The 22,165-nt window shown below is 71.9% G+C and carries 18 protein-coding genes; 13 read left to right on the forward strand and 5 right to left on the reverse strand.

Annotated elements, in window-relative coordinates; genetic code table 11:
* Positions 1-18 precede the first annotated feature (18 nt).
* Together AC07EJ_RS14845 and AC07EJ_RS14850 are read left to right on the forward strand one after the other, a co-directional pair.
* Entirely contained in the window at positions 19-1,176 is a 1,158-nt protein-coding gene (locus AC07EJ_RS14845) for a serine hydrolase domain-containing protein (RefSeq protein ID WP_389477724.1), read from the forward strand.
* A 40-nt stretch (positions 1,177-1,216) separates the two neighbouring features.
* The gene (locus AC07EJ_RS14850) at positions 1,217-1,990 is read left to right on the forward strand and encodes an SDR family NAD(P)-dependent oxidoreductase (RefSeq protein ID WP_389477721.1); all 774 of its coding nucleotides are present in this window, start codon (positions 1,217-1,219) and stop codon (positions 1,988-1,990) included.
* Positions 1,991-1,999: 9 nt separating this feature from the next.
* On the opposite strand, the gene AC07EJ_RS14855 is transcribed toward AC07EJ_RS14850, so the two are convergent.
* The 5 genes from AC07EJ_RS14855 to AC07EJ_RS14875 all read right to left on the reverse strand — a co-directional run bounded on the left by AC07EJ_RS14855 (position 2,000) and on the right by AC07EJ_RS14875 (position 8,733).
* Positions 2,000-2,854, reverse strand: a complete 855-nt coding sequence (locus tag AC07EJ_RS14855; protein ID WP_478884351.1) for an EamA family transporter — start codon at positions 2,852-2,854, stop codon at positions 2,000-2,002.
* Positions 2,851-3,375: a YbaK/EbsC family protein gene (locus AC07EJ_RS14860; protein ID WP_389477716.1), complete on the reverse strand. Its 525-nt coding sequence runs from the start codon at positions 3,373-3,375 to the stop codon at positions 2,851-2,853. Before AC07EJ_RS14860 ends, AC07EJ_RS14855 begins: the two co-directional genes overlap by 4 nt.
* Positions 3,376-3,442: 67 nt before the next feature.
* Complete coding sequence (locus tag AC07EJ_RS14865) at positions 3,443-5,110, reverse strand: penicillin-binding transpeptidase domain-containing protein (protein WP_389478076.1); 1,668 nt, start codon at positions 5,108-5,110, stop codon at positions 3,443-3,445.
* 91 nt (positions 5,111-5,201) lie between these two features.
* A complete protein-coding gene (locus AC07EJ_RS14870; RefSeq protein ID WP_389477714.1) occupies positions 5,202-6,839 on the reverse strand; it encodes a penicillin-binding transpeptidase domain-containing protein in 1,638 nt (545 codons plus the stop codon).
* A gap of 130 nt (positions 6,840-6,969) precedes the next feature.
* Complete coding sequence (locus tag AC07EJ_RS14875) at positions 6,970-8,733, reverse strand: dolichyl-phosphate-mannose--protein mannosyltransferase (protein ID WP_389477711.1); 1,764 nt, start codon at positions 8,731-8,733, stop codon at positions 6,970-6,972.
* 99 nt (positions 8,734-8,832) lie between these two features.
* Here AC07EJ_RS14875 and rsmI point away from each other — a divergent pair, with 99 nt between their 5' ends.
* The 11 genes from rsmI to AC07EJ_RS14930 all read left to right on the forward strand — a co-directional run bounded on the left by rsmI (position 8,833) and on the right by AC07EJ_RS14930 (position 21,949).
* The gene (gene rsmI / locus AC07EJ_RS14880; protein ID WP_362897736.1) at positions 8,833-9,729 is read left to right on the forward strand and encodes a 16S rRNA (cytidine(1402)-2'-O)-methyltransferase; all 897 of its coding nucleotides are present in this window, start codon (positions 8,833-8,835) and stop codon (positions 9,727-9,729) included.
* A 194-nt stretch (positions 9,730-9,923) separates the two neighbouring features.
* Positions 9,924-10,394 (forward strand): hypothetical protein, encoded by a 471-nt coding sequence (locus AC07EJ_RS14885; protein ID WP_389477709.1) that lies wholly within the window; start codon positions 9,924-9,926, stop codon positions 10,392-10,394.
* 88 nt (positions 10,395-10,482) lie between these two features.
* Complete coding sequence (locus AC07EJ_RS14890) at positions 10,483-11,364, forward strand: TatD family hydrolase (protein ID WP_389477707.1); 882 nt, start codon at positions 10,483-10,485, stop codon at positions 11,362-11,364.
* Positions 11,365-11,500: 136 nt separating this feature from the next.
* The gene (locus tag AC07EJ_RS14895) at positions 11,501-12,847 is read left to right on the forward strand and encodes a ubiquitin-like domain-containing protein (RefSeq protein WP_393583709.1); all 1,347 of its coding nucleotides are present in this window, start codon (positions 11,501-11,503) and stop codon (positions 12,845-12,847) included.
* Between the two features lie 61 nt (positions 12,848-12,908).
* The gene (rsmA, locus tag AC07EJ_RS14900) at positions 12,909-13,772 is read left to right on the forward strand and encodes a 16S rRNA (adenine(1518)-N(6)/adenine(1519)-N(6))-dimethyltransferase RsmA (protein WP_389477703.1); all 864 of its coding nucleotides are present in this window, start codon (positions 12,909-12,911) and stop codon (positions 13,770-13,772) included.
* Positions 13,769-14,674 carry a 4-(cytidine 5'-diphospho)-2-C-methyl-D-erythritol kinase gene (locus AC07EJ_RS14905; protein WP_478884352.1) on the forward strand — a complete coding sequence of 302 codons (906 nt, stop codon included), beginning with the start codon at positions 13,769-13,771 and terminating at the stop codon, positions 14,672-14,674. The genes rsmA and AC07EJ_RS14905 overlap by 4 nt, the downstream gene beginning before the upstream one ends.
* A 104-nt stretch (positions 14,675-14,778) precedes the next feature.
* The gene (locus tag AC07EJ_RS14910) at positions 14,779-15,042 is read left to right on the forward strand and encodes a hypothetical protein (RefSeq protein WP_389477699.1); all 264 of its coding nucleotides are present in this window, start codon (positions 14,779-14,781) and stop codon (positions 15,040-15,042) included.
* A 152-nt stretch (positions 15,043-15,194) separates the two neighbouring features.
* On the forward strand, positions 15,195-17,006 hold the full coding sequence (locus AC07EJ_RS14915; protein WP_478884353.1) for an ABC-F family ATP-binding cassette domain-containing protein: 1,812 nt from the start codon (positions 15,195-15,197) through the stop codon (positions 17,004-17,006).
* 222 nt (positions 17,007-17,228) lie between these two features.
* Positions 17,229-19,028 carry an outer membrane protein assembly factor BamB family protein gene (locus AC07EJ_RS14920; protein ID WP_478884354.1) on the forward strand — a complete coding sequence of 600 codons (1,800 nt, stop codon included), beginning with the start codon at positions 17,229-17,231 and terminating at the stop codon, positions 19,026-19,028.
* Positions 19,029-19,101: 73 nt separating this feature from the next.
* Positions 19,102-21,000, forward strand: a complete 1,899-nt coding sequence (locus AC07EJ_RS14925; protein ID WP_393583716.1) for an outer membrane protein assembly factor BamB family protein — start codon at positions 19,102-19,104, stop codon at positions 20,998-21,000.
* Between the two features lie 247 nt (positions 21,001-21,247).
* A complete protein-coding gene (locus tag AC07EJ_RS14930) occupies positions 21,248-21,949 on the forward strand; it encodes a helix-turn-helix transcriptional regulator (protein ID WP_389477690.1) in 702 nt (233 codons plus the stop codon).
* The last annotated feature ends 216 nt before the right edge of the window (positions 21,950-22,165 follow it).

Here is a 22,165-nt window from a genome sequence, read left to right on the forward strand (position 1 = left end):
ACACCCGATGTGAGTGACATGAACGGCACAGTGGCCACCGGGTTCGAACCGGTCAGGGACGCGTTCGCCCACAACTTCGAAGCGCTCGGCGAGCGCGGCGCGGGCGTCGTCGTCTACCGCGACGGACACAAGGTCGTCGACCTGTGGGCCGGCACCCGCGACGTGAGCGGCGGCGCCCCCTGGGAACGCGGCACCGCCCAGATCATGCGCTCCGCCACGAAGGGCGTGGCCGCCGCCGCGCTGCTCCTCCTGCACCAGCGGGGAGAGCTCGACCTGGACGCGCCGGTCAGCGCCTACTGGCCCGAGTTCAAGGAGCACGGCAAGGAGCACGTCCTCGTCCGCGACGTCCTCGCGCACCGCACCGGCGTCCCGGCCCTCGACCGCCCGCTGACCCCCGCCGAGGCCGCCGACCCCGACACCGGCGCCGCGGCCGTCGCCGCCCAGGCCCCCGCCTGGGAACCCGGCACCGGCCACGGCTACCACGCGCAGACCTACAGCTGGCTCACCGGCGAGCTCGTGCGCCGTGTCACCGGCCGTACCGTCGGCGCCTGGATCGCCGAGCACATAGCCGCCCCCGTCGGCGCCGATCTCTGGGTCGGCCTGCCCGCGGCCGAGGCGCACCGCGCCGGTCTCATCGGCCCCGTCGAACCCCCGGCCGCTCCCGGCGGCCTGCGCAGCCGCCCCAAGAAGAACGTCGCCGACGCGTACGCCGACCCGGACTCCCTCACCCGCCGCGCCTTCGGCGCCATCCACCCCGCGCCGGACGAGAACGACCCGGCCTACCGCGCGGCCGAGCTGCCCGCCTCGAACGGCGTCGGCACGGCGGAGGGACTCGCCCGCTTCTACGCGTCCCTGATCGGTGAAGTCGACGGCGGTACCCGCCTGTTCACGCCCGGCACCGTGGAGGCGGCCCGCACCGAGGCGTCCTCGGGCGCCGACCGCGTGCTCGTCGTCCCGACCCGCTTCGGACCCGGCTACATGCTCCACGGCGTCGCCTCCCCCCTCCTCGGCCCCGGCTCCTTCGGCCACCCCGGCCGGGGCGGCCCGCTCGGCTTCGCGGACCCCGAGTCCAAGATCGCCTTCGGTTACGTCACGAACGGCATGCAGAAGGGCGTCACCGCGGACCCGCGCGCGCAGGCGCTGGTGCGGGCTGTGCGCGCCTCGCTCGCCGGATAACCGCCGTGTGCCCCGGACGCGCGCCGGGTAGCGTCGGCCCATGAGGCGCTTCGAGGGGTACGGGGTCATGATCACCGGCGCGGCGCGCGGCATCGGCGCCGCCACCGCGCACAGGTTCGCCGCCGAGGGGGCGCAGGTCGCCGTCACCGATGTGGATCCGCAGGCGGCACAGAAGACGGCCGCCGGAATCCGCGAACAGGGCGGCGCGGCACAGGCGTTCACCTGCGACGTCGGATCGCGCGAATCGGTGGAGGCGGCGGTCGCGTCCGCCGTCGGGGAGTTCGGCCGCCTCGACGTGCTCGTCAACAACGCCTACGCGTGCGCCCCGGACGCCGCCCTCTTCGAGGACGAGCCGGACGACGTGTGGGCCCGCGACCTCGACATCACGCTCACCGGCGCGTACCGCTGCTGCCGTGCCGCGCTGCCCCACCTGGTGGCGTCGGGCCGCGGCGCGATCGTGAGCGTCGGGTCCGTCAACGGCCTCCAGGACTACGGCAATCACGCGTACAGCGCCGCGAAGGCGGGGCTCGGCTCGCTCACCCGCACCCTTGCCGGGCACGCGGGCCCGCGCGGCGTCCGCGTCAATCTCGTCGCGCCGGGCACGGTGCGCACCCCCGCCTGGTCGGACCGGGGCGCCGCCCTGGACGCCGTCAGCGGCCTCTACCCGCTGGGGCGGGTCGGTGAGCCGGAGGACATCGCGGCGGCCGTCACGTTCCTCGCCTCGCCGGACGCGGCATGGATCACCGGGGTCACCCTCCCGGTCGACGGCGGCCTGACCTCGGCGAACCTGGGATTCCGCGCGCAGCTCCAGTAACGGCCCCGCTCAGCCCGCGGTGTGCAGCATCAGCCCGATCCCCGCCACCATCAGCCCCGCCGCCACCATCCGCGGCGTCCCGAACCGTTCCTTGAAGAACACCGTCCCGATCGCCGCGCCCACGATGATCGACGACTCGCGCAGGGCCGAGATCGGGGCGAGGTCGGCCCGTGTCTGCGCCCACAGGACGAGCCCGTACGCGGACACGGACAGGGCCGCGCCGAGCAGGCCGACCGCGGCGAACGGCCGCAGGCGGGCGGCCAGTTCGCCGCGCCACGTCCAGGCCGCGTACACGGGGACGCCGAGGGCGCCGAGGAGCATCAGCCAGGCGATGTAACCGAGCGAGTTCCCGGAGGCGCGCACGCCGAGGCCGTCCACCACCGTGTACGCCGCGATGGACACGCCCGTCGCGACGGCCGCACCCACGGCCGCCCAGTCGGGCCTGCGCCCCGATCCCCGTATGCCCCACAGGGCGAGCCCCGTCAGGCCCGCGCACGAGACCGCGACGCCCGCCGCCTGCCAGCCGTCGGGGATCTCGCCCGCGAACACCGCCGCGAGCACCGTCACCACGAGCGGCGCCGTGCCGCGCGCGATCGGGTACGCCTGGCCGAAGTCGCCGAGCTTGAACGACCGCATCAGCAGGGCGTAGTAGGCGATGTGGAGGAGCGCGGAGAGGATCAGATACGGCCAGGCCGCGGCGTGCGGGAACGGCACGAACGGCGCGCACACGAGCCCGATGAGCGCGCCGCCGCCCGAGATCAGAGTGAAGCCGACCAGCTTGTCCGTGATGTGGTGGGCGATCGCGTTCCAGCTCGCGTGCGTGACGGCCGCGAGGAGCACGGCCACCGCGACCACAGGGGTCACTGAGCGCTCTCGCGCACGTCCACGAGGGCCGCTCCGGCGTGTGCGATCAGCGACTTGGGGTCCATGGGGAACACGGCGTACGGGGTGCCGGCGGCGGCCCACACGGTGTCGTGGTCCAGGAGCGAACGGTCGGCGAGGACCCGCGTCCTGGTGACGTGCCCGAAGGGCGGGATGCCGCCGATCGCGTACCCGGTCGCCGCGCGCACGACGTCCGCCTTGGCGCGGGTGACCTTCTCGGCGCCCAGCTCACGCCGGACCAGTTCCACGTCCACCCGCGACGAGCCGTCCATCAGGACGAGCACCGGCACGTTGTCCGCCGCGAAGATCAACGACTTGCAGATCTGGCTGAGTTCGCAGCCGATCGCGGCCGCGGCCTCCTGCGCGGTCCTGGTCGCCTCGGGGAAGCGGCGGACGAGCGGGAGTACGTCGGCCAGGCCCAGCTCGGTGAGGGCTTCGGCGAAACGGGGGTGCGCGTGGGTGACGGCGGATGCGGCCGGTGCTGCGTATTCCGGGGTGCTCATGGCGGCACCGTAGCGTTCCGTGTACCTGCCACGCGACCAGGTATCGACCCCGCCGTCAGCCCCGCCGTCAGTCCCCCGCGAGCAGCATCTGCCGCACCACGGGACCCGCCGAGTCACCGCCGTGGCCGCCCTGCTGGACGACCGCCGCCGAGGCCAGATCGCCTCGCCAGGCCGTGAACCAGCCGTTGGGCTCCTTCTGCCCGTCGACCTCCGCCGAGCCGGTCTTCGCGCCCATGTCGGTGCCGAGCCCCGACATCGGCTCGACCGCCGTACCGGCGACCGCCGTGTAGTGCAGCAGGTCGCGCAGGGCGCTCACGGTCGACGGGGACAGCTTGCGGGAGGCGGTGGCGAGCGTGCGGTGGTCGACCTCCGGAGAGACCAGGTAGGGCTGCTTGAACTCGCCCGTCTCGGCGGTGGCGACGACCGACGCCATGTTGAGCGGGTTCATCCGCACCCCGCCCTGCCCGATCAGTGAGGCCGCCATCTGCGCCTGCGACTGCACCGGGACCGCGCCGTCGAAGCTGGGCACGCCGATCGACCAGTTGTCGCGGCCGAGCCCGAAGACCTCCTGCGCCTGCTTCGTCAGGTCGCCGTCCTCCAGCTCCTTGGCCTGGCTGATGAAGGCGGTGTTGCAGGAGCGCGCGAAGCTGGCCCGGAAGGTGCCGTCCTTGATCTCGAACTTGTCGTCGTTCTGGAACTTCCAGCCGCCGTACGTCACGTACTTGGGGCACGGGTGCTTCTTGTCGACGCCCGCGAGGTTCTTCTCCAGGAGCATGGACGACGTCACGATCTTCATCGTGGAGCCGGGCGCGAGGGAGCCCTGGAAGGCCGTGTTGAAGCCTTCGGGGCGGGAGTTGGCGACCGCGAGGATCTCCCCGGTCGACGGCTTGATGGTGACGACCGCCGCCTTCTCCCGCTTGGCGACCTCGCGTTCGGCGACGGCCTGCGACGTCGGGCTGATCGTCGTGCGCAGGGTGCCGGGCGTGCCCTTGGAGAGCGTGACGAGCGTCTTGTCGGGCGTGTGCTCGCTCTCCTTGTCGCTGTCCTTGTGGACGACGCGCAGCTCGATGCCCGCCGTGCCGCCGGCCTTCTTGCCGTACTTCTCGCGCAGCCCGTCGATGACGGTGGCCAGGGAGGGGTACTTGGCCGTCGACAGCTCGTTCCCGGAGCGGTCCGTCGCCTTGATCGGGGGGTCGCCGGCCGCGCCCGTGACGAGCCGGTCACCGTCCTTCAGATCCGGGTGCACGACGGACGCCTGCCACCCGACGAGCGGCTTGCCGTCCTTCACCCGCCGCACGACGGTCAGTTCGGAGCCGTACGCGAAGGGCTTCGACTTTCCCCCGTATGAGACCGTCGCCGCCACCGCGAACGGCATCTTGGCCCCGGCACGCTTCCCGGGCGTCAGCTTCACCCCGGACAGATGGGCGTCCTTGCCGTACGAGGTGAGGGCGGCGGTCGCCGCGGTGGCGTCGTCCGTGGCGGCCGCCGCCTTCGCGGTGTCGCCCGCGGCCCACGCGGTCAGGAAGCGGTCGGCCGTGGTGCGGACCTCCGCCGCGGTGACGGGACCCGTCTTGACGTGGGGCTTGTCGTCGGCGGTGGCGGCCGTCCGGTCCGAGTCCCCGGAGAAGAGGGCGTAAGCGCTGACTCCGGCGCCGAGCACCACGACGGCGGCCACGCCGCCGATCACGGCCGCGTTCGCCTTCTTGCGCTCGGGTTGCCTGCCTCTGCTGCCCACCGGTCCTCCGTCGTTGCCTGTCTGCCTGTCCACCGGGTTCCTCGCGGACGGCTCAGACTAAGGCGTCGGGGGAGTCGTCCCCGACGCCGCCTCAGCTACCCGCTCGTAGCACCGCCGCCACGATCGGGCCCGCCGCGTCGCCGCCGTGGCCGCCCTCCTCGGTGACCGCGGCCGCCGCGACGTCCCCGCGGTAGCCGGTGAACCAGCTGTTCGACTTGGTCTGGCCGGTGACCTCGGCCGAGCCGGTCTTGGCGCCGATCTCCGGGCCGAGACCCGCCATGACCTGCGCGGCGGTGCCGATCGTCGCCGTGCGGTACATCAACTGCTGTAGCTGCTTCGTGGTGCTCGGCGCGAGGCCGCGGGCGGTGGCGAGCTCCCGGTCGTCGACGGAGCGCGGCACGATCACGGGCTGCCGGAAGACGCCCGTCTTCGCGGTCGCCGTGACGGACGCCATGTTCAGCGGGTTCATCTGGACCTGGCCCTGCCCGATGGCGTTGGCTGCGCGGTCGGGGCCGCCGGACGCGGGGATCTTGCCGTCCGCGGACGCGATGCCGGTCTTCCAGTTGTCCTGGCCGAGACCGAAGCGCTCCTGCGCCTCACGGGTCAACGACTCGTCCGTCAGCGGCTTTTCGTCGATGAGCTTCACGAACGCCGTGTTGCAGGACCGCGCGAAGCTGTCCGCGAGGCTGGCGCCCTCGTTGGCCTTCAGGCCCGGAAGATTGTGGAAGGTCTGGCTCTGCCAGGTCGCCGTGTCCGTGCAGGGAGCGGGGCTGTTGACCGAGGCGACACCGTTGTCGATGAGCATCGCCGTCGTGATGATCTTCATCGTGGAGCCGGGGGCCTGCTCGCCCTGGAAAGCGGCGTTGAAGCCGTCCTGACGGTGGTTGGCGACGGCGAGGACCTGGCCCGTGCTCGGCTGCACGGCCACCACGGACGACTCGGCGAAGCTCTTCACGGCCCTCTCCGCCGCCGCCTGCGCGGTGGCGCTGAGCGTCGTGTGCAGCTCGCCCGGCTTGCCCTTCACCAGCGTGAGCAGCGTCTTGGTCCCGGCGTCCTCGCTCTCGCGCCGGATGTACGTCTCCACGCCCGCGCGGCCGCCGGCCTTGTCGCCGTACTTCTCGCGAAGCTGGTCCAGGATCGGCCCGAGCGAGGGGTACTTCTCCTTCGTCAGGACGACGCCCGAGCGGTCCACGGCCTCGATGGGCGGCGCCGATGCCTCGCCCGTGACGAGGGTGTCGCCCCGGCGCATGTCCGGGTGCACGACGGCCGCCTGCCAGTCGACCAGCGCCCGGCCGGTGTTGAGCCCCCGCACGACCTTCAGCGAGGAGTCGTAGGCGAGGGTCTTCTTCTTCGCCCCGTACGACACCGTGGCCTTCACCGTGAACGGCACCTCGGCCCCGGAAGGCGCCCCCGCCGTCAGCGTGGTCTGCGTGATGTGCGCGTCGTCGTGCCAGCCGGTCAGCGCCGACTTCGCCGCCTCCGCGTTGTTCGTGTACGTCGACGCGGAGCCCGGGTCGGACTTCGCCCACGCCGAAAGGAACTTCTGCGACACGTCCTTGATCTCGTCCGCCGTCGGCGGCCCGGTCCTGCGCGGCGACGGTGCCCCCGCCGTACTCGATCCGCCCGAACCGGTCACGGCTGTCACCACGTTGTACGCGCCGTATCCCGCGCCCCCGACCATGATGGCGAACACCCCGCCGATCACAGCCGCCTTGGCCCCCTTGCGCATGCTGCGTCCCCTCCCCAGGTTCCGGTGGGGAACTTTATGCGGAGGCCGTGCCCGGTGTGACGAGAGTGCGCAGATGTTGTCCGAACTTGTCCGAACGGAGACCGCTCGCGCGGGGTCGGGACATCCGAGGTCAGACCCAGGAGTCGAGCCACATCCGGGACTGCCAGGAGCTGAACGGGATCGCCTGGCCGGTATAGATCGGCCAGAAGTAGACGAAGTTCCACACGATCAGCAGGACGAGCACGCCCGCACCGGCCGCGCCCATGACTCTGCGCCGCTCCTCGGAGCCCGGTGGCCCGAGGATCGCGCCCACCAGCATCGCGATGCCGAGACACAGGAAGGGCGCGAAGACGACCGCGTAGAAGAAGAAGATCGTGCGTTCCTGGTAGTTGAACCAGGGCAGGTAGCCCGCGGCGATGGCGCACGCGATGGCGCCCGCCCGCCAGTCGCGGCGGAAGAACCAGCGCCACAGCAGGTAGAGCACGGCGAACGCCGCGGCCCACCACAGCAGCGGGGTGCCGAGCGCCAGGACCTCGCGGGCGCACTTGTCGCCCGCACCGGCCGGGCAGCCGTCCTTGCCGGGCAGCGGGGACTCGTAGAAGTACGAGACCGGCCTGCCGTCGACGAGCCAGCTCCACGGGTTCGACTGGTAGATGTGCGGGGAGCTGAGCCCCACGTTGAACTTGTAGACCTCGTGCTCGTAGTGCCACAGGCTGCGCACCCAGTCGGGGAACAGCCAGGTCCAGGAGCCGCCCCGGCCGTCGGTCGCCGCCCAGTTGCGGAAGTAGCCGCCCGTCCCGTCGGCAGGAGAAAGGATCCAGCCGAGCCAGGACAGGACGTAGGTGCCGACCGCGACCGGCACCGTCGACAGGAACGCCCACCCGAGGTCCCGCTTGAGCACGGTGACGTACGGCCGGCCGGCCCCGGCGATACGGCGCGCGCCGACGTCCCACAGGACCGTGAGGACACCGAACGCGGCCAGATAGATGAAGCCGTTCCACTTCGTGCCCGCGGCGAGGCCCAGGCACAGGCCGGCGAGCAGCCGCCACGGGCGCCAGCCCAGGCGCAGCGTCTCGGCGATGTGCACGTCGGGGCGCGGCACGCCGTCCTCGCCCCGCGGGAGCGCGGCCGCGAGCTTCCCGCGCGCCTTGTCGCGGTCCACGACCAGGCAGCCGAACGCGGCGACGACGAAGAACACGAGGACCGAGTCGAGCAGCGCCGTGCGGCTCATCACGAACGCGAGGCCGTCCACGGCGAGCAGCAGACCGGCCAGGCAGCCCAGGAACGTCGAGCGGAACAGCCGCCGCCCGATGCGGCACACGAGCAGCACGCACAGCGTGCCGAGCACCGCGGTCATGAACCGCCAGCCGAACGGATTGAACCCGAACAGCCACTCACCGATCCCGATGACGTACTTGCCGACCGGCGGATGCACGACGTACGAGGCGTCGTGCGAGATCGGCACATGGCCGCCGGTCTTGAGGATCAGGTCGTTGGCGTTCTTGTCCCAGTTGACCTCGAAGCCGCGGTGGATCAGCGCCCACGCGTCCTTCGCGTAGTACGTCTCGTCGAATATCACGGCCTTCGGGCTGCCGAGATGCCAGAACCGCATCAGGCCCGCGATCAGCGTCACGAGCAGCGGACCGAGCCAGCCCGACCAGCGCGTCACGCTCCGCGCGACGCCGTCGGAAAGACCGAGCGTCGCCCACAGCCGCGACGACGGCGGCGCGTACGGCGGCACGAGCCGCGTGCCCACGTCGTCCCGGGGCCGCGCCACGTGACCGAACCGCCGCAGCCGGCGCTCCCACGTCGACGGCTGCCGTCCCTCGCCGGGGTCGTGGCCCGGCGGGGCGCTGGTCGAGGGCGAGTGCGGCGAGGACGCAAGTCTGGTCACCGCGCCATCGTAGGGAACGTCACTGTGCGAGTCCCGCGTGCGGCCCGGCCGACACGTCCCGCACGACACACCCTGCTCCGCCCCTGCGAGGATGGATCCGTGACATCAAGCCCAGATTCCCCCGGAACGCTCGTGCTCGCGGGCACGCCCATCGGAGACGTGTCGGACGCGCCGCCCCGGCTCAGCAAGGAGCTGGCCGACGCCGACGTCATCGCCGCCGAGGACACCCGCAGGCTGCGGCGCCTGACGCAGGCGCTCGGGGTGAGTCCGGGCGGGCGCGTCGTGTCGTACTTCGAGGGGAACGAGTCCGCCCGTACGCCCGAGCTGGTCGAGGCGCTCGCGGGCGGGGCCCGGGTGCTGCTCGTGACCGACGCGGGGATGCCGTCCGTGTCCGACCCCGGGTACCGGCTCGTCGCGGCCGCCGTCGAGCGGGACATCAAGGTCACCGCCGTGCCGGGGCCGTCCGCCGTGCTCACCGCGCTCGCGCTCTCCGGGCTCCCCGTCGACCGGTTCTGCTTCGAGGGCTTCCTGCCCCGCAAGGCCGGCGAGCGCATGGGCCGGCTGAAGGAAGTGGCCGAGGAACGCCGCACCCTCGTCTATTTCGAGGCCCCGCACCGCCTCGACGACACCCTCGCCGCGATGGCGGAGGCATTCGGCGCCGAGCGCAGGGCGGCCGTGTGCCGCGAACTCACCAAGACGTACGAGGAAGTGAAGCGGGGCCCGCTCGGGGAACTCGCGAAATGGGCAGCGGAAGGCGTACGCGGGGAAATCACCGTCGTCGTCGAGGGCGCCCCGGAGAAGGGCGCGGAGTCACTCGACGCCTCCGAGCTGGTACGCAGGGTGCTGGTGCGCGAGGAGGCGGGGGAGCGGCGCAAGGAAGCAATCGCCGCCGTGGCCGCCGATGCCGGGCTACCCAAACGCGAGGTCTTCGATGCCGTGGTGGCGGCAAAGAACGCCGCTCGGGGCGCCCCATCGGAGGGCAAAGGACTATCGTGAAAAGCAAAGCGCAGGCCGCGCATCAGGCCCCTTCCGATAAGGAAAGGCCAAATCGGATCCAATAGTCGACAGGCCTGATGCGATCGCGCCGGGAGAAGCGTCCACTGGTTGAAGGGACGCACCCGTCCCACGCTTCAGGGCGGATGTAATGCCCCGCCCGGAAGTGCCTTGTCCAGAGGGCAAGAGGAGCAGGCATGAGTGAGATCGCAGGCGCCGTACCGACCCCGGCCGGTGCTGCCGCACGCCAGATACCCAACCGGAGCGCGGCCACAGCCATCGCCCACGAGTCGTACGCCTTCGCCTGCATGCGGTGCGGTCACGGCTGGGAGCAGAGTTTCGAGATCGAGCACCACATCGACGGCGACGGCGCCGAGTTCGTGATGTACGTGGTGGGCGGCGAGCGGGTCCCGTCGCCGCTGACCCGGCCCACGTGTCTCAACTGCGGCGGCCATGTCGTACGGATCATGAGGGCGGGGCGGGTCTCGTCGATCCGCGGCGTGATGGAGCGCGAGGGAATCATGCCGGGGGAGCAGCGCGAGGGTGAGGACCACCCCGCGAAGGGCCACCCCGAGAAGGACCACCCCGCGAAGGACCACCCCGCGAAGGACCACCACTGGCACCTCTCCGACCTGCTGCACCCCTTCCAGCACCGCAAGACCGACTGAGCGCCGCCCCGCGTACCGCCTGACCAGCCGCGACCGGACCCCGACGACCCCGACGACCTCACCGACCCCGGCTTCGTAGGATCGGGGCATGAGCTCTGACCGTTCGAAGGACGTCACCCCGCCGCCGCTGCCCGCGCCCCTCTCGGTGCCGGTCGCCGACTCGCACACCCACCTCGACATGCAGTCGGGCACGGTGGAGGAGGGCCTCGCCAAGGCCGCGTCGGTGGGTGTGACGACCGTCGTCCAGGTCGGCTGCGACGTGAACGGGTCCCGATGGGCCGCCGACACCGCGGCCGCGCACCCCAGCGTGCACGCCACCGTCGCGCTGCACCCGAACGAAGCGCCCCGTATCGTCCTCGGCGACCCTGACGGCTGGTCGCGGCAGGGCGAGCGGCCGGCCGGCGGCGACGCCGCCCTCGACGAGGCGCTCGCGGAGATCGACCGGCTCGCCGCCCTCCCGCACGTCAAGGGCGTCGGAGAGACCGGACTCGACCACTTCCGTACGGGACCTGAAGGCATCGCCGCGCAGGAGCGCTCCTTCCGCGCCCACATCGAGATCGCCAAGCGGCACGGCAAGGCGCTCGTGATTCACGACCGCGACGCCCACGCCGACGTGCTGCGCGTCCTCAAGGAGGAGGGCGCCCCCGAGCGCACGGTCTTCCACTGCTACTCCGGAGACGCGGAGATGGCCCGGATCTGCGCCGAGAACGGCTACTTCATGTCGTTCGCCGGGAACGTGACCTTCAAGAACGCGCAGCCCCTGCGCGACGCGCTCGCCGTCGCCCCTCGCGAGCTCGTCCTCGTCGAGACCGACGCGCCCTTCCTGACCCCCGCGCCCTACCGCGGACGGCCTAACGCCCCTTATCTCATTCCGGTCACGCTGCGCGCCATGGCCACGGTGAAGGGCCTCGACGAGGACACCCTCGCGACGGCCGTCCAGGCCAACACGGCGCGCGCTTTCGACTACTGACCGGCCACGCCCTCACGACGGCGCCGGGCGGGCGGGGCCGGGAACGAGCCGCGACACAGCGTAGTCGCGCCGCTTTGGAGAGTGACGATCGCTCCGCTAGGTTCTCCTCTCCCGAGCCGGACCCAGGAGCGTCGTCGTGAGCAATTCGCCGTACGGGACGTATGAGCCGCAGGAAACGCTCGACGCGCTCGAAAAGACATACGGACCACCGACCGGCCCGCCCCCTTACGGGGACACCTACCGCCCCGGCTACGAGTCGATGGAGACCCAGCCGGCCTGGCAGGTGCCCGAAGCGTTGGTCCCGCGCGGGACCGCCCCCGTCCCCGCCCCGCAGACCGCGGGGCGCGCCGAGGCCCGCAGGGCGGCCCGGCGCAGGAAACGGCCCGAGCGGCCCGAGGCCCTCAGGCGTCTGCTGCCGCAGGCCCTCGTCGTCGCGTTCCTGGCGGGCGGCACCACCGCGTTCGTCGCCGCCGACAAGGCCGTCCAGCTCAGCGTCGACGGCAGGCCGCGCGCCCTGCACACCTTCGCGGACGACGTCAGCGAGCTGCTCGCCGACGAGGGGGTCGACGTCGGCCCGCACGACGTCGTCGCCCCCGCCCCCGGAACCGCCCTGACCAGCGGCGACGAAGTCACCGTGCGCTACGGCAGGCCCGTCCACCTCACCATCGACGGGGAGCGCCGCAAGCTGTGGACCACCGCGGGCACCGTCGACGGTGCCCTGCAGCAGCTCGGAGTCCGCGCCGAGGGCGCCTACGTCTCCACGTCCCGCTCGAGCCGCATCGCCCGCGACGGCCTCGCGTTCGACGTCCGCACCGAACGCAGCGTCACCGTCATGTCCGACGGCCGCGAGCGCACCCTGCGCACCAACGCCGCCACCGTCCGGGACGCCGTCGACGAGGCGGGCGTCTCGCTGCACGGCCAGGACACCACGTCCGTGCCGCAGGACAGCTTCCCGCGCGACGGACAGACGATCACCGTCATGCGCATCAAGGGCAGCAAGGAGGTGCGCGAGGAACCCATCGAGTACGCCGTGGAGCGCACCAAGGACCCGACCCTGTTCCGCGGCACCGAGGTCGTCGAACGGGCGGGCCGCCAGGGCACCCGCCGCGTCACCTACGCCCTGCGCACCGTCAACGGCGTCAAGCAGAAGCCGCGCCGCATGGACGCCGAGGTCGTGCGCGAGCCCCGCAGCCAGGTCGTCAAGGTCGGCACCAAGCCGCCGCCCTCCTCCGTCGCCGGCGCGGACAGCCTGAACTGGAGCGGGCTCGCCCACTGCGAGTCGGGCGGCCGCCCCGCCGCGACCGACGCCACCGGCACCTACGGCGGCCTCTACCAGTTCGACGTACAGACCTGGCGCAGCCTGGGCGGCGGCGGCCGGCCCCAGGACGCGTCCGCCTCCGAGCAGACGTACCGGGCGAAGAAGCTGTACGTGCGGCGCGGCTCCAGCCCGTGGCCGCACTGCGGGGGCCGCCTGCACAGGTAGACCCTTTGCCGGGCCCGCGGTCCGGTCGGGACCCGGCCGCGGCGCCCCGTACCCTGAGACCGTGAGCACCACTGACCCCCAGGGCCCTCTGCTTGGCCCCGCCGACATCCGCGAACTGGCGGCAGCCCTGGGCGTGCGGCCCACGAAACAGCGCGGCCAGAACTTCGTCATCGACGCCAACACGGTCCGCCGCATCGTCCGCACCGCGCAGGTCACCCCCGAGGACAACGTCGTCGAGGTCGGCCCCGGCCTCGGCTCGCTGACCCTGGCGCTCCTGGAGGCCGCGGCCCACGTCACCGCCGTCGAGATCGACGACGTGCTCGCCGCCGCGCTGCCCGCGACGATCGAGGCCCGCCTCCCGCAGAAGAAGGACGCCTTCGCGCTCGTCCACTCCGACGCGATGCTCGTACGCGAACTGCCGGGCCCCGCGCCCACGGCGCTCGTCGCGAACCTGCCCTACAACGTCGCGGTGCCGGTCCTGCTTCACATGCTCGCCACCTTCCCGACCATCGAGCGCACGCTCGTCATGGTGCAGGCCGAGGTCGCCGACCGCCTCGCGGCCGCCCCCGGCTCGAAGGTCTACGGCGTCCCGTCGGTCAAGGCCAACTGGTACGCGGACGTGAAGCGCGCCGGCTCCATCGGCCGGAACGTCTTCTGGCCCGCGCCGAACGTCGACAGCGGCCTCGTCGCCCTGGTCCGGCGCGCCGAGCCGGTGGCGACCACCGCCTCCAAGCGCGAGGTCTTCGCCGTGGTCGACGCGGCCTTCGCCCAGCGCCGCAAGACCCTGCGCGCCGCCCTGGCCGGCTGGGCCGGATCGGCCGCCGCCGCCGAGGCCGCCCTGGTCGCGGCCGGTGTCTCCCCGCAGGCGCGCGGCGAGGCCATCACGGTCGAGGAGTTCGCGAAGATCGCGGAGAACAAGCAGTGAGCGTGACGGTACGGGTCCCCGCCAAGGTCAACGTCCAGCTCGCGGTGGGCGCCGCCCGCCCCGACGGCTTCCACGACCTCGCCAACGTCTTCCTCGCAGTCGGCCTCCACGACGACGTCACGGCGACCCCGGCCGGCGAACTGACCCTCACCTGCGAGGGCCCCGGCGCCGACCAGGTCCCGCTCGACCGCACGAACCTCGCGGCCCGCGCCGCGATCGCGCTGGGCGAGCGGTACGGGATCGAGCCCCGCGTCCACCTTCACATCGACAAGGACATCCCCGTCGCCGGCGGCATGGCGGGCGGCTCCGCGGACGCGGCCGGCGCGCTCGTCGCCTGCGACGCACTGTGGGGCACCGGCGCCACCCGGGACGAACTCCTCGACATCTGCGCCGAGTTGGGCAGCGACGTGCCGTTCAGCCTGGTCGGCGGGGCGGCGCTCGGCACCGGACGCGGCGAGAAGCTTCAACTCCTGGAGGTGGGCGGGGAGTTCTGGTGGGTGTTCGCCGCCGCCGACGGGGGGCTCTCGACGCCCGCCGTGTACGGCGAGTTCGACCGGATCGCCGAGACCGCGGGCCGCGCCGTCCCCGAGCCGGAGGCCTCGCCCGTCCTGCTCGACGCGCTGCGCTCCGGCGACACGGCCGCGCTGGCCGCGACGCTCACGAACGACCTCCAGCCCGCCGCGCTCTCCCTGTTCCCCGCGCTGAAGGACACCCTCGCTGCGGGCACGGCGGCGGGTGCACTCGCGGGCCTGGTCTCCGGCTCGGGCCCGACCACGGCGTTCCTCTGCGCGGACGAGAGGTCGGCGCAGGCGGTCGCCGCCGCCCTCACGGCGTCCGGCACCTGCCGCTCTGTACGGGTCACGACATCACCGGCACCTGGCGCGACGGTCGTCCAGAGCTGACGCGGCGGGCCGGCACAACGGGCTGACGCAGCGGGACGTACTCACGGGTAACTGAGTACGTCCGCGCTGTCGGCCACCACGGGCGCCGCGGCACCGTGGTCCCCATGACCACCGACACCACGAGCGCCCGGCCCCGGCGCCGCAGACGCCGCATCGGCCGCGGACAGGTCCTCGTACCGCTCGGCGCGCTCGCCCTCGTCGGGCTGCACTCCGCTCTCGCCACCCGCGGCCACCTCCTGCCCCCGCCCGCCGGCGGCGGCTGGCAGGGCAGGGTGGCGCGGCCGCGCGAGGTCGCCGCGATGCTCGGCCGGGCAGGCGCAGGTCCCCGCAGCAGGGTCGCTCGACGGCGCGCCGCACGAAGGCCCTGAACGCGGCCGTCGCGAACTTCTCGTCGTGGGACCTGGCCGTGGTGCGCGGAGGTCCCCGCCCGTGTCCGGGCCGTCACAACGAAGGTGCAGGCGGGCGGACCCCTCGCGGCGACTACGCTGGAAGACTGATCCATCCCCTTGTCAGGAGCGAAATGGCAGTCAACCTGGTCAATGTCGAGGCAGTCAGCAAGGTGTACGGCACCCGTGCCCTGCTCGACGGCGTATCGCTCGGCGTGTCCGAAGGGGACAGGATCGGTGTCGTCGGACGGAACGGCGACGGCAAGACCACCCTCATCAGGATGCTCGCCAAGCTGGAGGAGGCCGACACCGGCCGCGTCACCCACAGCGGCGGCCTGCGCCTCGGCGTCCTCACGCAGCACGACTCCCTCGACCCCGAGGCGACCGTCCGGCACGAGGTCATCGGCGACCTCGCCGACCACGAGTGGGCGGGCAACGCCAAGATCCGCGACGTGCTCACCGGCCTCTTCGGCGGACTCGACCTGCCCGGCTTCCCGCAGGGCCTCGACACGGTCATCGCCCCGCTGTCCGGCGGCGAGCGGCGCCGCATCGCGCTCGCGAAGCTCCTCATCGGCGAGCCCGACCTGATCGTCCTCGACGAGCCCACCAACCACCTCGACGTCGAGGGCATCTCCTGGCTGGCGAGCCACCTCCGGACCCGCCGCTCCGCCCTCGTCTGCGTGACCCACGACCGCTGGTTCCTCGACCAGGTCTGCACCCGCATGTGGGACGTGCAGAAGGGCGACGTCTTCGAGTACGAGGGCGGCTACAGCGACTACGTCTTCGCGCGCGCCGAGCGCGAGCGCATCGCGGCGACCGAGGAGACCAAGCGGCAGAACCTCATGCGCAAGGAGCTGGCCTGGCTGCGCCGCGGCGCCCCGGCCCGCACCTCCAAGCCCCGCTACCGCATCGAGGCGGCCAACGAGCTCATCGCCGACGTGCCGGAGCCGCGCGACAAGAGCGAGCTGATGAAGTTCGCCAGCTCCCGGCTCGGCAAGACGGTCTTCGACCTCGAGGACGTCACCGTGCAGGCCGGGCCCAAGGTGCTCCTCAAGCACCTGACCTGGCAGCTCGGCCCCGGCGACCGCATCGGCCTCGTCGGTGTGAACGGCGCGGGCAAGACCTCCCTGCTGCGCGCCATGGCGCAGGCCGCCCGCACCGGCGGCGAGGAGCAGCCCGAGGCCGGCCGCGTCGCCGTCGGCAAGACCGTGAAGCTCGCCTACCTCTCCCAGGAGGTCGCCGAGCTCAACCCCGAACTGCGCGTCATCCAGGCCGTGCAGCAGGTCCGCGACCGCGTCGACCTCGGCAAGGGCCGCGAGATGACCGCGGGCCAGCTCTGCGAGACGTTCGGCTTCAACAAGGAGAAGCAGTGGACGCCCGTCGGTGACCTGTCCGGTGGTGAGCGCCGCCGCCTCCAGATCCTGCGCCTCCTCATGGACGAGCCGAACGTCCTCTTCCTCGACGAGCCGACGAACGACCTCGACATCGAGACCCTGACGCAGCTGGAGGACCTCCTCGACAGCTGGCCCGGCTCCATGGTCGTGATCTCCCACGACCGGTTCTTCATCGAGCGCACCACGGACCGGGTGTTCGCGCTGCTCGGCGACGCCAGCTTGCGGATGCTGCCGCGCGGCATCGACGAGTACCTGGAGCGGCGCAAGCGGATGGAGGAGGCCGTGGCCGCCAACTCCCCGGTTCTCGCCGCGGCGCAGGCCCCCGAGAAGACGGTGTCCGCCGCGGATGCGCGCGCCGCGAAGAAGGAACTCCAGAAGATCGAGCGGCAGATGGACAAGATGTCCGAAAGGGAGACCAAGCTGCACGCACAGATCGCCGATAACGCCACGGACTTCGCGAAGGTGGCCAAGCTGGACGGCGAGCTGCGTGAACTGATCGGGGAGCGCGAGGAGTTGGAGATGCGCTGGCTCGAGCTCGCGGAGGACGCGTGAAGCTCCCGTAACAGACCCATCACGGGCCGGTGCTCCCTTGGGAACAGGGGAGCGACCGGCCCGATGTGCTACTGCGCCAGGTGATAGAAAGGGCGCTCTGGTAATTGCCTGAGAACGACCAGAGAACGTCCTGAAATCGATCAGGCGAGATCGACCGGGCGAGATCGATCAGGCGAGATCGACCAGGCGAGCAGACACATCAGTGAAGAGGGGGGAGCGCTGATGACTCAGCCGCCCAACCAGCCGCCGCAAGGCGGCTTCGGAGCACCACAGGATCCGCAGCAGCCTCCGGCGCAGCCGCCGCAGCCTCCGGCCCAGCCGCCGCAGACGCCGCAGCCCGGATACGGCTACCCGCAGCAGCCGGGCCCGTACGGCCAGCCCCCGCAGGGCGGCCCCTACGGTCAGCCCCAGCAGCCGGGTCCCTACGGCCAGCCGCAGCAGCAGCCCGGCCCCTACGGCCAGCCCCCGCAGCAGCCCGGCCCGTACGGCGCGCAGCAGCCCGGTCCCTACGGGCAGCAGCCCCAGTACGGCTACCCGCCGCAGCAGCAGCCCCCGTTCCCCGGTGGCCCCGCGGCCCCGGGCGGCGGCAAGAACTTCTTCAAGGGCCGGACCGGGATCATCGTGGCCGCCGCCGTGGCCGTCGTCGTGATCGCAGGCGGTGTGGTCTGGGCGGTCGTGGGCGGCGGTGACGACAAGAAGAAGGACCCCGTCGCCGACAAGAGCCAGGACCCCAAGCCCACCGGCTCCGCGCCGGTCGACCCGGGTGACGGCTCCGGTGACGGACGCGACGGCAAGGAGGACCTCAACGCGGGCCGCCAGGCCGGTGAGTCGAAGGTCCTCTGGTACAAGACGGCCCCCAAGGCCCCCGGTGACGGCGCGGACGCTCCCGGCATGTGGATCACCGACAGCATCGCGGTGAAGGCGGTCTACAACGAGCTCGTCGCGTACGACATCTCGGGCGGCAAGCCGAGTTGGCCGACCATCAAGCTCCCGCAGAAGATCTGCGGCGCCAGCGTGCAGAAGTCGGACGACGACAAGGTCGCCATCGCGTACATGAGCGGCGTCACCGACCGCGCCAAGTGCAACCAGGTGCAGCAGATCGACCTGAAGACCGGCAAGAAGGACTGGGAGAAGAAGATCCCCGAGGGGGACCTCTTCGACGGCACCGGCACCGGCGTCGAACTGACCTACGCGGGCAGCACGTTGATGGTCGGCCGCCAGATGTCCGGCCTCGGCCTGAGCGTCAGCGACGGCAAGCAGCTCTTCGAGAAGAAGAAGTACGGCGCGGCCTGCTTCCCCGGCGCCTTCGCCGGCGGCGAGCGTCTCCTGGCCGTGTCCTCCTGCGGCGCCTCCACGGACAAGGAGCACGACGAGATCCAGGAGCTGGACCCGGCGACGGGCAAGGCGAAGTGGACCAAGCCGTTCCCCAAGGGGTGGAAGGTCGCCCGCGCCTACTCCGTCTCGCCGGTCGTCCTCTACCTCACCAACGAGGACAAGAAGCAGTGGAACATCACCACGCTGAAGAACGGCAGCAGCGCGGTGCGTTCCGAGGTCTCGGTCGACGAGGACTTCGCCCCCGAGTGCGGCTGGGCCATCCTCGACCGTGACCTCCAGGGCTGCACGGGCGTCGCGGCCGACACCAACACGCTCTACCTGCCGACCAAGGCCACCAGCGGCACCGCCAACGAGGTCGTCGCGATCAGCCTGGAGAACGGCAAGGAGCGCTGGCGCGTGAAGTCGCCGGTGGCGCAGAACATGCTGCCGCTGAAGACCGAGGGCGGCGCCGTGATCGCCTACGTCAACGCCTCGTACGACGCCGGTGGCCGGGTCGTGTCGATCGCGACGGCGGGCTCGCACACGCCGAAGACCCTGCTGCAGAACCCGGCTGGAACCGCGCAGATCGAGAACGGCTTCTACTCCAAGGCGGTCGACTACGTCGACGGGCGCTTCTACATCTCCACGACGCGCCTGTCCGGCACTGCCAAGGGCGAGGAGAAACTGATGCTGGCGTACGGCAAGTGACCGCCGCAGCCCCAGTGGCCGCCCACCGCACCGCCGCCCGCTCCTTCTCCCCGTCACCCGAGGAACAGACGTCATGACGCAGCCGCCCCAGCCGCCCAACGAGCCGCCGCAGGGCCCGCCGCCGGTGGGCTTCGGCAAGCCGCAGGACCCCCCGTCCGGAGGTTTCGGCGCCCCGCAGGACCCCCCGCCCGGAGGTTTCGGCGCGCCCCAGGACCCGCCGCCCGGAGGTTTCGGCGCGCCCACGCCCCCGCCCCCGCAGCAGCCCGGCTACGGCTACCCGCAGGCGCCCCAGACCCCGCCCCCGGCGCAGCCGCCCGCCCAGCCGCCGACGCCCCCGCAGGGCCAGCCCGACTACGGCTACCCGCAGCAGCCCCCGGCCCCCAACTACGGCTACCCGCAGGCCCCCCAGGGCCAGCCGCCGACGCCCCCGCAGGGCTACGGCTACCCGGGCCAGCAGCCCCCGCAGTACGGCGCCTACCCGCCGCCGGGCACCGTGCCCATGCAGACGGCGGGCGGTGGCGTCGGCAAGAAGATCAGCTCCCAGATGATGATCATCATCGGCGCTGTCGTCGCGGTCGCGCTCATCATCGGTGGCGGTGTCTGGTACTCCTCGTCGTCCGGTGACGACAAGACGGACGCCAGCACCGCGGGCCCCACCGGCAAGGGCGGCGACGAGAACAAGGGCGGCACCGGCGGCAGCACCGGCGGTACCACCGGCGGTGCCAGCAAGGAGAAGGTCCCGGGGAACACCAGTTCCCAGGTCCTCTTCCAGGTGCCCCAGCACGAGGTGCCCAAGGACGAGGTGTTCAGCACCAAGGGCTCCTGGCTCACGGACACGACGTACGCCAAGGCGGGCATCGACGAGATCGTCGGCTACGCCGCGGACAGCGGCAAGAAGTCCTGGACGCTCCCGCTGTCCGGCCAGACGTGCGGCAGCGCCCCCGAGGTCACCCAGGACGGCCTGAGCGCGGTCATCAGCGAGGCGGCCCCGCGCAAGCCGAAGGAGTACGACTACCAGCCGTGCACCAAGATCACGGTCTTCAACGTCGACACGGGCAAGAAGCTGTGGACGAAGAGCGTCGGCAGCGGCGGGAATGACATCCCGTTCAAGGAGCTGTCGATCACCGGCTCCACGCTGGCGGCCGGCGGCGGCTACGACGGCGGCGCGGCCTTCGACATCAAGTCCGGCAAGATCCTCTGGCAGCCGCAGGCCGGCTCCTGCGAGGACATCGGCTACCGCGGCGGCGAGCAGCTGGTCGCCGTCCGCAAGTGCGGTGACTACGGCGAGGAGAAGCACCAGGTGCAGCTCCTCGACCCGGCGACGGGCAAGCCGAAGTGGACCTACAAGATCCCGGCCGACGTGAACGTCATCTCGGTCGTCTCCACCAAGCCGGTCACCTTCGTGATCGCCACCGGCGAGGAGGTCGAGATGTCGGACCTGTTCTCCCTCGACGACAGCGGCAAGCTGCGCGCCAAGGTCTCGCTGGAGAAGGACCGGTACGACTTCGACTGCGACGTCTCCGGGGTCCACACCTGCCGGGGGATCACGGTCGGCAACGACCGCGTCTACATGCCGACCCGCGAGCACGACGGCGGCGGCACGTCCGGCCAGACCAACGAGATCGTGTCGTTCTCCCTGGCGAACGGCCAGCTCACCGGTGACCGCGTCGACGGCGGCGAGTACACGCTCTTCCCGGTCCGCATGGACGGCGGGAACGTCCTGGCGTACAAGGACGGCCCCTACGACAAGGGCGCCGAGATCGTCACGATCGACCCGAAGACGCTGAAGCAGAAGACGCTCCTGGTCACTCCGGCGACGGAGACCGTGACCAGCGTCATCAGCAGCATGACCCCCACCCAGTCCGAACTGCTCTACACCAACGGCAGGCTGGCCATGGGCAAGGAACTCATCTCCAAGCCGTACTCGGCGGACGAGAAGGACTACGAGGCCGTGGTCTTCGCGGCACAGTGACACCGGGGCCGCTCCCCGCGGCCCGGCGACGGCCCCGCACCCTCACCGGGTGCGGGGCCGTCGGCTTATGAGCCGCCCGCCGGGAGATTCCGGCATTCCGGGTCACTTCTCATCAGTAGGGGAAGCGCAACGCCGAACGAGCGTGTAGCTTCCGGGAGATGGAGGAGGTCGGGGAGTCGGGGGGCTTTCCGCACCAAGGGGGTTCTGGGGAGTCCACGGGTTCCCGGGGGATGTGGGGGATGGCTCTATGGGTGTGCGGCTCATGGTCGTCGACGACCATCGACTGCTCGCCGAGGCGCTCGCCTCGGCTCTCAAGCTGCGCGGGCACCGGGTGCTCGCGGCGGCCGCGCCTGCCGCGGGAGCGGCCGAGCTGGTGATCCAGCGGGCGCCCGAGGTCTGTCTCATCGGTACGGCGACGCCCGCGGAGCCGGGCATCTTCGACCCGATCGTGCGCATCAAGCGCGAGCGCCCGCAGGTGGCGGTCGTCGTCCTCGGGCCCGTGCCCTCACCCAGGGGCATCGCGGCGGCGTTCGCGGCCGGCGCCTCCGGCTACGTACGGCACGACGAGCGGATCGAGGGCGTCGAGCGCGCCCTGATGAAGGCGCGGGCGGGGGAGACGGCCGTGGCTCCGCAGCTGCTGCAGGGGGCCTTCAGTGAGTTGCTCAACCCGGCCGCGCAGCCCGACGACGAGGGGCAGCGGCTCCTGCAGATGCTGACGCCGCGCGAGGTCGAGGTCCTGGTGCGGGTCGCGGACGGCGAGGACACCCGGCTGATCGCGGCCGGCATGGGCATCGCCCCGAGCACGGCCCGTACGCATGTGCAGCGGGTCCTGATGAAGCTGGGGGTCGGCTCGCGCCTCGAGGCGGCGGCGCTGGCCGCGCGCACGGGGCTCCTCGACCGGGCGGGGCCGGTCCCGGCGGCCCCCGGGCTGCCGGATCCGGATTCCTGAGCTACAGTCGATCTTGCGCTCGTCACCGCGACTCGTGGTGTGCGGGCAGTGCGTCGGTGGTCCAAGGAAAGGCGCCCCGCTTCCTGCGGGGAGATGCAGGTGCAAGGCCTGCTCGGCGCTCCACTCCAAGTCCCGTCCCGCTTCGGCGGGGCGGGACTTGCTGCGTTCACCCGGGCCTTCGGAGCTCGAAGGGCCGGAGGCCATCACCCGTAGGTG

The organism is Streptomyces sp. NPDC045026 (assembly GCF_056432625.1).

Excerpts from the sequence above, each read along its gene's own strand:
- AC07EJ_RS14845 (WP_389477724.1), top strand. The coding sequence starts at position 19 with ATGAACGGCACAGTGGCCACCGGGTTCGAACCGGTCAGGGACGCGTTC.
- AC07EJ_RS14850 (WP_389477721.1), top strand. The coding sequence starts at position 1,217 with ATGAGGCGCTTCGAGGGGTACGGGGTCATGATCACCGGCGCGGCGCGC.
- AC07EJ_RS14860 (WP_389477716.1), bottom strand. The coding sequence starts at position 3,375 with ATGAGCACCCCGGAATACGCAGCACCGGCCGCATCCGCCGTCACCCAC.
- AC07EJ_RS14870 (WP_389477714.1), bottom strand. The coding sequence starts at position 6,839 with ATGCGCAAGGGGGCCAAGGCGGCTGTGATCGGCGGGGTGTTCGCCATC.
- AC07EJ_RS14885 (WP_389477709.1), top strand. The coding sequence starts at position 9,924 with ATGAGTGAGATCGCAGGCGCCGTACCGACCCCGGCCGGTGCTGCCGCA.
- AC07EJ_RS14890 (WP_389477707.1), top strand. The coding sequence starts at position 10,483 with ATGAGCTCTGACCGTTCGAAGGACGTCACCCCGCCGCCGCTGCCCGCG.
- AC07EJ_RS14910 (WP_389477699.1), top strand. The coding sequence starts at position 14,779 with ATGACCACCGACACCACGAGCGCCCGGCCCCGGCGCCGCAGACGCCGC.
- AC07EJ_RS14915 (WP_478884353.1), top strand. The coding sequence starts at position 15,195 with ATGGCAGTCAACCTGGTCAATGTCGAGGCAGTCAGCAAGGTGTACGGC.
- AC07EJ_RS14920 (WP_478884354.1), top strand. The coding sequence starts at position 17,229 with ATGACTCAGCCGCCCAACCAGCCGCCGCAAGGCGGCTTCGGAGCACCA.
- AC07EJ_RS14925 (WP_393583716.1), top strand. The coding sequence starts at position 19,102 with ATGACGCAGCCGCCCCAGCCGCCCAACGAGCCGCCGCAGGGCCCGCCG.
- AC07EJ_RS14930 (WP_389477690.1), top strand. The coding sequence starts at position 21,248 with ATGGGTGTGCGGCTCATGGTCGTCGACGACCATCGACTGCTCGCCGAG.